The organism is Roseofilum halophilum BLCC-M91, assembly GCF_030068445.1.
Classification (GTDB): Bacteria; Cyanobacteriota; Cyanobacteriia; order Cyanobacteriales; family Desertifilaceae; genus Roseofilum; species Roseofilum halophilum.
The window spans coordinates 1-13,969 of sequence record NZ_JAQPOK010000016.1 but is presented as its reverse complement, the minus strand read 5'-3'; the positions used below and the strand labels follow the sequence as shown (position 1 = coordinate 13,969).

General features: G+C 45.7%; 7 protein-coding genes and 2 pseudogenes. 4 read left to right on the top strand and 5 right to left on the bottom strand.

Annotation, left to right across the window (positions count from 1 at the left end):
- Nucleotides 1-235: 235 nt before the first annotated feature.
- Nucleotides 236-5,383 (top strand): CHAT domain-containing protein, encoded by a 5,148-nt coding sequence (locus PJF56_RS02235; RefSeq protein ID WP_283761006.1) that lies wholly within the window; start codon nucleotides 236-238, stop codon nucleotides 5,381-5,383.
- A gap of 131 nt (nucleotides 5,384-5,514) precedes the next feature.
- On the opposite strand, the gene PJF56_RS02230 is transcribed toward PJF56_RS02235, so the two are convergent.
- Both PJF56_RS02230 and PJF56_RS02225 read right to left on the bottom strand, forming a co-directional pair.
- Complete coding sequence (locus tag PJF56_RS02230) at nucleotides 5,515-6,096, bottom strand: hypothetical protein (protein ID WP_283761005.1); 582 nt, start codon at nucleotides 6,094-6,096, stop codon at nucleotides 5,515-5,517.
- Nucleotides 6,097-6,113: 17 nt separating this feature from the next.
- A complete protein-coding gene (locus PJF56_RS02225) occupies nucleotides 6,114-7,286 on the bottom strand; it encodes a glycoside hydrolase family 10-like protein (RefSeq protein WP_283761004.1) in 1,173 nt (390 codons plus the stop codon).
- Nucleotides 7,287-7,442: 156 nt separating this feature from the next.
- Here PJF56_RS02225 and PJF56_RS02220 point away from each other — a divergent pair, with 156 nt between their 5' ends.
- Both PJF56_RS02220 and PJF56_RS02215 read left to right on the top strand, forming a co-directional pair.
- Nucleotides 7,443-8,462 (top strand): YihY/virulence factor BrkB family protein, encoded by a 1,020-nt coding sequence (locus tag PJF56_RS02220; RefSeq protein ID WP_283761003.1) that lies wholly within the window; start codon nucleotides 7,443-7,445, stop codon nucleotides 8,460-8,462.
- Nucleotides 8,463-8,497: 35 nt separating this feature from the next.
- Nucleotides 8,498-9,415, top strand: a complete 918-nt coding sequence (locus PJF56_RS02215; RefSeq protein ID WP_283761002.1) for a hypothetical protein — start codon at nucleotides 8,498-8,500, stop codon at nucleotides 9,413-9,415.
- 197 nt (nucleotides 9,416-9,612) lie between these two features.
- Here PJF56_RS02215 and PJF56_RS02210 read toward each other — a convergent pair whose 3' ends face one another.
- Nucleotides 9,613-11,046, bottom strand: a complete 1,434-nt coding sequence (locus PJF56_RS02210) for an FAD-binding domain-containing protein (protein ID WP_283761001.1) — start codon at nucleotides 11,044-11,046, stop codon at nucleotides 9,613-9,615.
- Nucleotides 11,047-11,506: 460 nt separating this feature from the next.
- Between PJF56_RS02210 and PJF56_RS02205 the strand changes: the two genes are divergently transcribed.
- Entirely contained in the window at nucleotides 11,507-13,141 is a 1,635-nt protein-coding gene (locus PJF56_RS02205; protein WP_283761000.1) for a ShlB/FhaC/HecB family hemolysin secretion/activation protein, read from the top strand.
- 1 nt (nucleotide 13,142) lies between these two features.
- Here the strand turns inward: PJF56_RS02205 and PJF56_RS02200 are convergent.
- Nucleotides 13,143-13,772: pseudogene (locus tag PJF56_RS02200) on the bottom strand (Rpn family recombination-promoting nuclease/putative transposase); the annotation flags it as partial.
- Nucleotides 13,773-13,842: 70 nt separating this feature from the next.
- Nucleotides 13,843-13,969: pseudogene (locus tag PJF56_RS02195) on the bottom strand (IS4 family transposase); the annotation flags it as partial.

Below are 13,969 nucleotides of genomic sequence, written 5' to 3'. Positions count from 1 at the left end.
AGGTTTCCTTCCTCAACCCAACCAATAGGTTGGGCTTCCTTCCTCAACCCAACCTACGAATCAATTACTTTTCAATGAATCATCAAAACTTGCCCTCATCCCCCAGCCCCTCATCCCCCAGCCCCTTCTCCCACAGGAGAAGGGGAGAAAAGTCCCTCTCCCGTGGGAGAGGGATTTAGGGAGAGGGCATTTCCAATACTCACCCCACCCTTAACCTCGTATCTACCTAAAAATCATGAAACTCAATACCTTCACCTTCCTCACCACCTCTGCCACCCTCCTTTCCCTTACCCTTTCTCCCCTCAACCATAAAACCCTCGCCCAAAACATTGTCCCCGCAATGGACGGCACCGGAACCATCATCAATCATCAAGGCAATCAATTCAACATTCAAGGCGGACAACTTTCCGGAAACGGGCGTAACCTATTCCATAGTTTTCAACAACTCGGATTATCTCAAGGGCAAATTGCCAACTTCATGAGTAATCCTCAAATTCAGAATATCCTAGGACGAATTAACGGCGGCGATCCCTCCATTATTAACGGTTTAATTCAAGTTACCGGCGGCAACTCCAACCTCTACTTAATGAACCCCGCCGGAATTGTATTTGGCCCCAACGCCCAGCTCAATATTCCCGCCGACTTCGCCGCCACAACTGCCACTGGAATCGGCTTTGGTAATGGCCAATGGTTTAATGCAGTAGGCGACAATAACTGGAGTCAATTAGTCGGCACGCCCAACGAATTTCGCTTCGATGTCAACGGCTCTGGCAGTATCGTCAACTTCGGAGACTTGAAACTTTCCGAAGGTTCCAATCTCACCTTAATGGGCGCGAATGTCATTAACCTCGGAACCTTAGAAGCCCCTGGCGGAACCATCACCGTCGTCGCCATTCCCGACCAACAAATTATTAGAATCACCCAAGAAGGACACCTCTTAAGCCTCGATATTCCCCTAGAAGATGAGCGCCAAGAACCCGAAATCACTCCCCTAAAACTCCCCGAACTCCTCACCCATTCCGGACTCGATCATGCCGAACAAATTCAAATCAACGAACAAGGGCAAATTGTCCTATCCGGAAGTGGCGTAGAAATTCCCGACGTTAATGGAATCTCCATCATCTCCGGAACCGTCAATACATCCGCCGAAAATGGCGGCACAATTAACATTATGGCAGAGCGCATCGGAGTCATTGACGCAACCCTAGATGCTTCCGGACTATTTGATGGTGGAACGCTAAGAATTGGCGGTGACTTTAAGGGAAATCCTACCTTTCCCACAGCCGACATTACTTACATCAATGAAAACTCCATCCTCAACGCCGGATCGCAACAATTAGGAGACGGTGGCAACATCTTCATTTGGTCAGAAAACCTGACTCGATTTGACGGACAAATTAGCGCTACTGGCGGCATAGAAGGCGGAGATGGCGGTTTTGCCGAAATTTCCAGCCGCAACGCTCTGAGAGTGGACGGAGACGTGGATTTAAGCGCAATTAATGGAGATACCGGACAAGTTTTATTCGATCCGAAAAACGTCACCATTGTCGATGGAGCAGATGGAGCGAATGATTCAGAATTAGAGGATAGCAAAATTTTATGGGATGAAGATCCAGATGCAGATTGGATTATTTCCGAAGAAAAACTAGAAGAAATTTGGGCAACCAGCGATATCACGATTGAAGCCACAAATAATATCACGATTGAAGACCTCAGCGATAATATACTAGGAGGCTCTAAATACACATTAACCTTTGTCGCTGATGCTGATAAAGATGGGCAAGGCTCATTTGCGATGGATGCAGGAGATAGCATTGACACCAATGGATCGGTTGATATTTCTGGAGCGGGTTTAAGACTTGGCACAATTTACATTTCATCCGCAGTAGGAGATAGTGGAGACATTACCCTCAATAGTAGCAACACAATTGAAGCCGAAAGACTCTCTACCTATTCTGAAAAGTATTCGGCTGGAGATATAACTATTCAGAGTGAAGGAGATGTGTTTATCCGGGATAGAATTATGGCCCGTGCTGAAGCAAAACTGACTAACCACCCTCATGGCGGTAATGTGGAAATTATTAGTCAGAGTGGAAATATCACCATTACCAATGAAGTTAATACTTCTAGTGGAATCTTGACAAACAATCCAGGGGATGGAGGAGATATTACGATTAGATCTGTTGATGGATATATTGAAACTGGGGAAATAACCAGTTCTGTAGAAGACGGGAAGGCAGGCAATATTGTTCTAGAAGCTGGCGAACATCTTACCGTTGACAAAGTGTTAGCTTTTGCGGAAACCGCAGGAAATGGTGGTCATGTTACCATTACTGCTGGAGAAGATGTTCAAACAGCTAGGATTGCTACGGGTACAATTGGTTCGAGTTCAGGCGATAATAATGGAGGAAATGTAGAAATTACCAGCGAGAACGGAACGGTGACCACCGATTCTATTATCACGGGTGTTTTTGGTAATGGTGATGGAGGGCATATTACTATCTCTAGCTATGGGGATATTAGAACTGAAGAACTCTTATCAGGAACCCTATCAGGCACACCTGGAGATATTACCATTACCTCTGAAAATGGCAGTTTTACAATTGAGTCTGGACTTTTAAGAGACTACATCATTAGTCGCTGTGGAGGATCTTTCGATTGCGATCATTCTGGTGATACGATTACTTTTGCTAGAGACTTGGAGTTTCCAGGGCAAATAGTACCTATAGCCGGAAAACTATCAGGGACAATTGAGATTAGTCTTGGTCAAGCCAATTCTAACCAACAATCCGGTGGTGGCTCCAGTAGCTCTAGCGGCTCTACAGGTAACCAACAATCCGGTGGTGGCTCCAGTAGCTCTGGCGGCTCGACAGACCCCCAACAAGGCGGAGACTCCAGTAGCTCTGGCGGCTCGACAGACCCCCAACAAGGCGGAGACTCCAGTAGCTCTGGCGGTTCTACAGACAACCAACAAGCTGGTGACTCCAGTAGCTCTGGTGGCTCTACAGACAACCAGCAAGGTGGTGACTCCAGTAGCTCTGGTGGCTCTACAGACAACCAGCAAGGTGGTGACTCCAGTGGCTCTGGCGGCTCTACAGACAACCAACAAGCTGGTGACTCCAGTAGCGACTCCACTGCAACTCAGCAATCTGATGATTCAAGTAGCTCTCCAGAGACAATTACTAAAATCATTGAAGATGGTAATAATAATCCACTGGAAATTACTGGAGTGGTTTTTGTACCACAAGAGAGCAACTCAACTAACCCGGATAACTCCATTCCAGAAAATCAGCCTGAATTGGCTGAAATTATTGAGGAAGTTCAAATCCTAATTAATCCTGAGTTTGAAAATCCTGCCTTATTCCTGCCCACGCTCCTCAATAATGCTGGTAACGTCAATATTCAAACAGCAACAGGAATTGGAATTGGTACTTCTGTCTCATCCTCTTTTGTGCAAGGAGATGGGGGAGATTTTACGGGTAGAACCGATGGAGCGGTTCAAGCGGCTAATATTGATACGTCTGCTCGTGATGGAGATGGCGGAAATATTATGGTAGAGGGGGTACAAGGCGTTGCAACGGGTGACTTGAATTCATCCTCTTCATATAGAGGAGATGGAGGCAATATTCAGGTTTCTAGTCCCCAAAGTTCAGTGACTATTGGAAATATTGATAGCTCGACGAATGATGGCAATAGTGGAGATGTGGGAGTTAGGGCACTTGGCAATATTACGACAGAAGATATTGATACGAGTAGTAATCAAGGTAATGCTGGAGATGTTTCGTTAAACTCGCAAACGGGAACGGTTTCGACAGGACTGATTAATACTGCTGCTCCCCAAGGTATTCCAGGAACGGTGACGATTGAGAGTAATGCCACACCGGTTAATTCACCGGTAAATCAATCGGTGAATCCATCGGTAACCCAGAGCGTAATTCAGCCTCAAATCCCAGTTAATCCTCCTTTAACTCCGTTGACTTCTGTGCCTCCAGTTTCTGTGAGTGTCAATCCGAATATTCCTGGATCTTCTAATGTTACTGTAACGACTGATTTAACGGACTTGGATCGCTTTGCGATTGATTTAGCGTCTCTGAATTTAGAGTTGGGAGGACTACAAGAAACCTGGGATCAACGGTTGCAAGAACTGGATCAGTTGATGACGGAAGAGTATAGTCAATATGTGAAAAAAGATCCTTCGGAGATTGTGACGATCGCCGGAATCAAGGATATGCTCAGTACAATCGAGGCGCAAACTGGCAATAAACCGGCAGTCGTCTATGCTCTCTCTCATCCTAATGTCGATCGCGAAGGCATTAAATTAGAAGGTGGACTGGTGTTAGTCTTAGTCACCTCTGAAGGTGTTGCTGAAGTCGAAACGGTGCAGATCGATCGCTTTTTCGGCCATAATGTATCCAACAAGCCAGAGCGAATTGCTACAGCCATGTACAATGAATTAGAGGGCAGTAGACACAAGGCTCCTATCCTGGCTACTGCACAAAAAGCCTATAAAGCCATCATTGCCCCCTTAGAAGAACAGATGGAAGCGCAAGGGATTGATACCCTCATGTTTAGCGTGGATAATGGGTTGCGATCGATTCCCTTGGGCATGTTGCATGATGGGGAACAATTCCTGATTGAGAAGTATAATATTGCTCTGATTCCCAGTGTGACGTTAACCAATTCCACGTATGAAGGATTAGAGAATGCCAGGGTATTGGCTATGGGAGCATCTGAATTTCCCAATGCCAAACGCGATCCTCTGCCCAGTGTACCCTTAGAGTTAGAAATGATTGGCAGTGGAAATTGGCATAGCGATCGCTTCTTAAATCAAGACTTTACCCTAGAGAACATGAAAACCCAGCGCCTCAGTCGTCGCTATGATATCGTCCATCTGGCAACCCATGCTGATTTTGACTCTAGGGATAGCACCAAACTAGAATTTTGGGATCGCACCATTGCCTTAGAAACCCTACGTGACTTTGACTGGCACGAGCAGCCACAAGTAGAACTTTTGGTACTCAGTGCTTGCCAAACGGCGATCGGGGATTTAGACGCAGAACTGGGCTTTGCAGGATTAGCCGTTCGTGCCGGAGTAAAATCTTCCGTTGCCAGTCTCTGGAAAGTAGATGACTTGTCTACGGTAGCATTAATGACCGCATTTTACGAATACCTGCAAACCGAACCCATTAAAGCCGAAGCCCTGCGTCAAGCACAACTGGCGATGTTACGAGGGGAAATTTTCGTCGAGAACGGAGAATTAGTGACTCCCCATAACCGGGTTACCCTTCCTGCAACCGTGGTTTCCCAATTGAAAAATGGCGATCGCTCCCTCTCCCATCCATTTCATTGGGCTGGCTTTACCGTAGTCGGCAGCCCTTGGTAAATACAGCCGATTCCTCTGCTATGGGGTACATCAAATGGCAGTTTTTAAGGATAGGCAAAATAGTTCACTCGCTAGATTGAGTCTGTTGTTCACTCCCCCATTCCCCCACGGAGGGCGCGAAGCGCTGTATTCTAAAACTTGCGACGGTTCAATAGTAGGGTGAGGGCAAAACCGGTTAAGCCGCCCACGATTAACCAGGCACATCCTAAACCCATGACATCTCCGAGAAATTGACGAAACTGGAGCCGGAGCAACCCCCCTAGGGCCCAACCACAGGCTAAGGCGATCGCCCAGTCGAGGACACTAGCAAGAATCCAACGCCAGGCTTGGGGAACCTGGTGGGAGAGCAGTACATATTGACCCACACCCAGAACCAACCCCACTTTGGCCCCCTCCCAAAGGCCATAGATCAAGCGCACAGAAATATCCAGGGTTCTGGGGGCGATCCAACCGATCGCCCCTAAATCACCCCATCCCATAATCCCCCAACAGATGGCACTCACAACCATCCACCAGCCAGCGTGTTTGAGATGAGGCAAAAGCACCATCGATTGCATCAGGCCAACGATCGCGCCCCCAATGAATCCTTCTGTGATTCCCATATCGGGTCGTTCGCCAATTTCAATCAGCAACAGACTCAGTAGAAATCCGATTAAGGTATGTACCGTCCATTGAATTCCAAAGCCCGCTTCAATCATTTGGGAATTAGACATTAGATATTAAACCTGGATTATGACTCATGGGCAATAATCTCTCGAAATCCTCGACGGCGAACTTGGGGAGACTCTGGGGCAATGTATCCCCATAAACTTTCCCAATAAAAGAATGAAAAGCCATCCAAAGAGCGATCGCGCACCGCTTGCACTTGCTGTTCAATCAAATCTAAGGCGATCGGAGTTCTCAAAGTTCCCGTAGAAATGCCGATCGTCACCGGAATCTTCTCCTGCAACTTGGGAATCACCGGATCGGGCAAATCGCGCAGAAACGTTTCCATCCCGCTCCGATACACTTGAATCACCAACTCATCAATTAAACCCAACTCTACCCAAGAAAGCCAATTTTGTAGATAATTGCGATACGCAAACTCACGGGGATTAGGCGACAAAGAAATAACACAATCCGGTTTAATCTCTTTTACCCGGTCATGAATCCGCTTCATCACTTGAGTCAGTTTAGCCGCCCTCCAGCGCATCCATTGCTCATTTTGATAATTTTCCGGCGGAATTTCTCCATTATGTTCCTGTTGATAAAGCCACAGGGTAAACGGATCGTACCCCAACTCTACGGGTAAACTAAAATGGTCATCGAGTTGAATACCATCCACATCATACCGGGTGACCACTTCCACAATCAGATCGATCAACAACTGCTGCACTTCTGGATGCAGAGGATTGAGCCACTCTAGACCATATTTTCCATGGTGGGTTAACGGTTGTCCATCTCGACTTTGGGCTAACCAACTGGGATGACGTTTCACCAATAAGGAATTTTGGGGAGCCATAAACCCATACTCAAACCAGGGAATCACGCGCAACCCCTGCTGATGACCCAAGGTAATGATTTCTTCGAGGGTATCCTGACGAAAACGAATCGCATCAAGTAATAAATCTTGTTTGCGACCGATAACTTCTTTCGCTTTATCGCTAGGATAAAACGTCACCCCTCGGTTCCAAGCCACCGGATAGATCGTGTTAAAATTCAGTTCAGAGAGTTGGGCGATCGCCCGATTAATACCCCAAGGACTATACAAAACCCCACTACTGACATTGGTTAACCAAACCCCCCGAATTTCATCCACCACTTTTGGGGGTTTAGCCGATATGGGTTTAACCACTTGCAGTCCCATCATCAAAACCATGATGATGAGGGCCAAGCTTACCCACTGCCATCGTCTTTGAATCATTCCTCTCATGGTTGGAGTGTCTACCGCATACCTTAGCCGTACTTTAACAAAATTCTACATCCTACTCTTACAGAATTCGGAGAACTCGAACACTAGCCGGATGGCAATAGATAAGCTTTGATAGTAGTGTACTCCCGTTCTTTCTGCGTCAGTTCCATGAAACTCTACGCCATTTGGAGATTACTCAAAGAAACCTTCGTGCAATGGCAGCAAGACCGGGTTCCCATCCTGGCAGCCGCCCTAGCCTATTATATGGTGTTTTCCTTAGCCCCCATGCTGATTATTGCTGTGGCGGTAGCTGGCTTTGTGATTGGACACGAAGCAGCCCAAGAACAACTAGCCATTCAATTACAACAATTTATTGGTTCAGAGGCCGCCCAGTCCATTCAAACCTTAATTCAGGAACGCTATCAACCCCAATCGGGTCTCATGGCCACTATAATCGCGATCGCCACCTTATTGTTTGGCTCAACCACCGTCTTTGCCCAACTCAAAGTCGCCCTCAATATCATTTGGGGCGTTACCCCCAAACCCGAACGCGGCTTCCTGAATTTTCTCATGGCTAGAGTTCTATCCGTTTTAATGATCTTAGCGATCGGTTTTCTCTTGCTCCTCTCCCTCGTCTTTAGCTCCGTTTTAGCCGGAGTCAGTGAATGGCTCGAACAATGGATGAATACCCCCGCCAGTATTTGGCGTTGGACAGATCTTGGAGTTTCTTTTCTCGTCGTTACCCTTTTGTTTGGAGCCATTTATAAAATCTTACCCGATGCCAAAGTCGCTTGGTCAGATGTTTGGGTTGGCTCTACCCTTACATCTATCCTCTTTACCCTAGGCAAATGGGGAATTAGTTTATATTTAGGACACAGTAGCGTCAAATCCTTTTATGGCGCTGCCGGATCGTTTGTGATCTTATTATTATGGATTTTCTTTACTGCCCAAATCTTACTCATTGGCGCAGAATTTACCCAAGTTTGGGCTAATCGCTATGGCGAAACCATTCGCCCTCGCAGCCATGCCATTCCTACAGGAGAAGCCTCCTGGAGTCCGCCCCAGACTTCTCCCTCCAATTCTCAGCCCTTAGAGAACAGTCGCAAAAAACGCAAGAAAATTGTCAAACTTAAACGATTTTTACGTCAAGTCAAAAACACTCTAGATCCTCCGGAAGATCGACCTTAATTGTTAATTGTTCAGACTCTACCAGGTTTGCATCTATGAATAATCTTACCCATTCTTTAGAATATAACCGCCTGCAAATGCTATCTTTTGTTGAGCATCTAGAAACCAAAATGCCCCAGGCTTCTCCCTATGAGATTGCCAATGAGTTGCGCCGCTATACCCGCGAATCCTATACCAATCACTTATTTCGTTGGGCAACTTTATCTGATGTAGAATATATCGATAATCGCTTAGATAAGACCGTAGTATTATGCGGACAAAGTACAGATTTTGCTCATTTTATTGCCTCTTTATCCGATCAAATTCAACTTCCAAGTTGGAAAAGCTTATTCAATTTTACCACATCTTGGACAAGTAAGCATAGTTCTTGGAGCGGAGATTTAGCCCAATCGGTTCTCGATTTTCGTTCTGGCAAGTTTTCGACGATTTATAAAGCCTTAGAAGCGGATGCGTCTGAACCCGATTTAGCCGCTAATGTGGCAGCTTTTCGAGTGGGCTATATGGTCAATCAACAGACTCATTCAGGAATTCCTGGATTCCGTAAACCGGAGTATGGCTTAAAAATTTCAGAAGCAATTGTAGCTTATGATAGCGGATTTTACAGTGGTCAAGTGCGAGAATTTATTATTGAAGCCCTGAAGGGTAAAATTGAGAAGGATAAAATCATTAATCCGGGAGAAGTAGAAGCGAAAATCCGCAAGTCTATTGTTGAATTTTTGGCGTTTATGCAGCTTTATCAGTTGGGAGTAAAAATTAAAAGCATGACTAAAGTTCAGGAAAATTACCGCAGACTCTCTAAGATGACGCACCACGAGATTACACCAGAGGAAGAAGCGGGGGAAGATGATGTGCGTATGGCGACTCTTTATTTATTCAATTATTTGGTTGAGCAAGGCAAACTCGATCCGGTGCAAATGTATTTTATGCACGATCTTTGGAATGGTCGAGTTTAAAAGCGCTAGGAAATAGGGAATGACTTGTAATCTTATATCAAATCCGGTTAATTGGATTCAAGAAGCGGGCAAGATGCCCGCACTCCTCGATTTTTTTGATCTGACTGGAGTGGGAGCATCTTGCTCCCTGGATTTTTAATTAGGGTATTTCCGCTTCGCGGACATGAATAAGCGGACTGGATATAAGATAGTTCCAATTATAGGTTTTCTTTCACTTGTTTATAGCGCTGCTTAAATTCCCGTTGTTGTTGATTATGGTTGACAATGGGTAAGGGATAATTGCAGGCTTGACGGACTAAAGGCGGAATATCTCCCGTGAGTAAATCCTTGGTTTCCACTGAGGTTAATTCTGGTAACCATTGGCGGATATAGTCGGCTTTGGGATCGAATTTTTGTGCTTGACTGGCAGGATTAAAAATTCGTAAGGGTTTGGCATCCATGCCACTGGAGGCGCTCCATTGCCATCCCCCATTGTTGGCGGCTAAGTCTCCATCAATAAGGTGCTGCATAAAATAACGCTCGCCCCATTGCCAATTGATGATTAAATCCTTGGTTAAAAAGCTGGCAACAATCATCCGACAACGGTTATGCATCCATCCGGTGGTATTGAGTTGGCGCATGGCTGCATCGACGATGGGATAACCGGTTTTGCCTTCGCACCAAGCTTGAAAGCGTTGGGGATTATTATCCCAAGGAAAGTGTTTAAAATGCTCTCGATAGGGGCCGTCGGCGAGTTGTGGAAAGTGGTAGAGTACATGCTGGTAGAATTCTCGCCAGGCGAGTTCTTGTTGCCAAGTGAGGATGTTTTGACGGCTTTTATCGCTCTCAGATTTGGCGATCGCCTCTTGGGTGGTTTGCCAAACCCTGCGAATGCCGATCGCTCCCAACTTCAAAGCCGCACTCAGCTTCGATGTGCCCTCTATACTGGGGGTGTTGCGCTGCTGCTCATAAAATTCTAGGGAGCGATCGCCAAACCTTTGTAGTTGTTCTTGAGCTGCACCCTCTCCCGGTACAATCAATAACTCCCCTGGCTCCCCATATCCCCAATCTTTCAAACTCGGCAACGGCATAACCTCAAGCCGATCCAAAGCTTTTTTCTGCCCTTCCGTTAACCCTCCTCCCGGTTGTAAATCAACCACCGGATCGAGCTTCTTTTGTCCTCGCCAATTCTTCCAAAACGGCGTATACACCGTATACGGATTTCCCGACTGCGTGCGAATTGCTTCTGGAGCCACCAAAAGCTGATCCCAAACCGTTTTCACCTCAATTCCTTTTTCCTTTAAGCCTTCAGTCACTCGGCGATCGCGCAGTTGACTATAGGGTTCCACATCCCGATTCCAAACCACCTCAACCACCCCTAAATCCCTAGCCACATTAGGAATCACCTGTTCCGGTTTTCCTTGCAGTAACAGAAACGGATGCTCAAGTCGTTGATAATTTTCTTGTAACTCTTGTAAACAGCCCAAAAGATAATGCAGCCGCATCGGTGCAACATCATCCCCATGCAAAATAAGTGGATCGAAACAAAAACAACCCACCACAGAATTCGCCCTAGATTGGGCATAGCTTAAGCCCAAATTATCCGTAACTCTTAAATCGCGGCGATGCCAAAATAAAACCAGGTTAGCCATAGAACTTTAACTTACTTGAGTCAGTAATACCTTCACCATTATCCCGGCTGGTGGGATACAGAGGGAAATTTATTACTGAGTGGAGAAGAGCGGGCGCAGGAAGCGGAGCGTCGAGCCAATCTTCTAGGGGCTAAACTCCAGGAATTAGGCATTGATGCTAATGAAATTCAATAGCCCTTGCACTTATCCTCTGGAGTTGGCTAATAATTCAGTTGGAAAGTCCGCGTAATCCCCCTGAATGCCTAGGGGGATTGTCGATCTGAGCCAATATCCTAATCTAAATGTCTTACTCTATAGGATGACTGCTAGATCAAGCAATCTACCCCAAACGTCAACCCCTATCTATGAGGTCTGTAGTGTGAGGAGTGCCTTATTTATTTCCAGTCTATCAGTGAGTGCCTTAACGTCCCTGATAGCTCCGAGTTGGGCAAGTTCGCCCATAGCTCCTGATTCGCTGGAAATGACATCTGACCCCCTTTCCCCTAATCTTGAATGGGTTCCTGAACCCCTAGAACCTATAGCACCTCCTGAATCCTTCTCTTGGAGTTTGTCCCCGGTTTCTCCCCTCTCGCAAAATACGGAGACTTCAGAACCCACCCAACCGATTGAGGTGCGGGAAATTCAGGTTACAGGAAGCACGATTTTTAGTCAGGAAGAACTCAAGGAAGTCGTTAGCCCATATGAAGGTGAGTCCCAAACTTTAGAGCAACTGAGGGAAGCAGCCGATAGAATTACTGAACTCTACTTGAATGGGGGGTATATTAATAGTCGGGCACTTTTGGGCGATCAGGTGGTGGACAATGGCATTGTGGAAATCCAAGTGATTGAAGGCCGTTTGCAAGAGATTGTAGTAGAAGGGGCAGGGCGTTTAAATCCGAGTTATATTACCCGTCGAATTCGCCGAGGGGCAGGAGTTCCGTTAAATAGTGCTTCTTTGGAAAATCAATTAAGACTGCTGAAAACTGACCCTCTGTTTGAAAGTGTAGAGGCGAGTTTGCAACCAGGAGCGGAGATTGGTCAAAGTAAGTTGACAGTGCGGGTGAGTTTAAAGAAACCTCTGACGGTTAATTTATTTGCGGATAACTATTCACCAGCGAGTGTGGGATCGGAGCGACTGGGGGTTCGGTTAGGATATCAAAATTTGACAGGTTTGGGCGATCGCCTCATCCTGGGCTATAACCGTACCACCACTGGCGGAGATACCAGTCGCTACGAGTTTATCTATCGTATTCCCTTAAATGCCATGGATGGCTCATTAACCGTCCAATTTTTACCCGATAATAATGAAATTAGTAATATTGAACTGCAAGATTTAGGCATTCGTGGGGAAACCCAACGCTATGAATTTGACTATCGCCAGCCGATTATTCGCTCTCCCCGTCAAGAATTCGCCCTCTCCCTAGGATTTTCCCACCATCGCGGCCAAACCTTCTTAGGCGATGTTCCCTTTGGTTTTGGAGCAGGGCCGGACGATCGCGGTAGAACCCGTAGTAGCGCCATTCGCTTTGGTCAAGAATACTTGCGTCGGGATGCCAGGGGAATTTGGGGAGTGCGATCGCAGTTTAATTTGGGTATAGATGCCTTTGGTGCAACCCTAAATGCCGGATCGACCCCCGATAGCCGTTTTTTCAGTTGGCTTCTCAGTCTACAGCGCTTACAACGATTAGGCGACACTCATTTACTCACCTTTCGAGGAGACCTACAACTGGCCACCACAAGCTTACTTCCCTCACGGCAATACGTCATTGGTGGCGGTCAATCCGTTCGAGGATATCGACAAAACGCCCGGTCTGGCGATAATGGCTTTTTCATCTCCATCGAAGACCGGATTACCATCCAACGGGATACCAAAGGTCAACCCACCCTGATGGTTGCCCCTTTTCTCGACTTGGGTCAAGTTTGGAATAGTGGAAATAATCCCAATATTTTAGCCTCTGAGAACTTTTTAATGGGCGTGGGAGTCGGATTACTCTGGGAAGTCGCCCCCGGATGGAATATTCGCTTTGATTATGGCTATCCGATTATCGATCTCCCTGACCGAGGGAATAATGCCCAGGATGATGGGTTTTACTTTAGTGTCAATGTGGAGCTTTAAATTAGAAACTTTTTAGCCAGTTAGCTACATCATCAAGACTGTTGAAGTCTAAAAAATCTTCTCCTAGACTTTCTAAATGTTCAATGGATAAGCTTTCAATTTGATCGCTTATCTCCTTTGGCATTTCTCCAAAACGTTTTTTAAGTTGACGCATAATTAAGGCAATCGCTTGTTCTTTTTTGCCTTCTTTTTTACCTTGTTTTCTGCCTTTTTCTTCCGCATAAGTTATTCTGCCTCTTTCATCTTGCAGCATCATCCCTCGCTGATCTACTATTTCAAATTCTTCGGGAGTCATGTTGGCTTGACTGGCTAGATTTAACGCCAATTCTATCTCCGATACTTCTCCCAAATTCTCTGGTACTTCCTCTAACGTTGCCGCTTCTTTGAGAAAATAAATCCATTTGTCTGTTAAGGTCTTTAACTCCGATAAATTTTTCTTGAATTTGGGAATTTCTACAAAAATCAATCGTAATTCTTTCTCTAGGATTTTCAGGTTTTTTTTCTCTTCTTCTTGAAACACAAATTTATTGATGATTTTTGAACTTTCTTTCAGTAAAATAAAATCGGTTATTGTTACTGCTATGGCTGGATTTAATCGGGGGTAGTATTCTCCTTTTATTAACTGATTGGCCAGAAGTGTTGAACGGCATCCGTAGCATGTCTAAAATTAGACACACTACACCGGCAATCGGGCGATTTCGTCAAAAAAAGATCAACTTGGGTAGCCAATGGACATAACTTATTTGACTACACATACATGCCTGTAAATATCTCAATTTATCTAAGGATTTTTCTCCAAATTCTTTTGGTATTTTTATCAATTTCAAT